This window comes from Methylobacterium organophilum (genome assembly GCF_022179465.1).
GTDB classification, from domain to species: Bacteria; Pseudomonadota; Alphaproteobacteria; order Rhizobiales; family Beijerinckiaceae; genus Methylobacterium; species Methylobacterium organophilum.
The window spans coordinates 1-217 of the sequence record NZ_BPQV01000094.1 but is presented as its reverse complement, the minus strand read 5'-3'; the positions used below and the strand labels follow the sequence as shown (position 1 = coordinate 217).

Here is a 217-nt window from a genome sequence, read left to right as displayed (position 1 = left end):
CTGGGGCTACATCTGGTTCTTCCGCTCCACGCCGGTCCTCGTCCAGCTGCTGTTCTGGTTCAACATCGGCGCGCTCTACCCGCAGCTCGGCCTCGGCATCCCCTTCGGCCCCGAGTTCCTCACCGTCAGGACCGTCAACCTGCTCGGCCCGCTCACGGTCGCCCTGATCGGCCTCACCCTCCACGAGGCCGCCTACGCCCCCGGAGTGGTCCGCGGC

1 pseudogene is annotated in these 217 nt (G+C 69.6%); it reads left to right on the top strand.

The features are described from left to right. Positions 1-217 (top strand): annotated as a pseudogene (locus tag MFF21_RS23890) (amino acid ABC transporter permease); the annotation flags it as partial.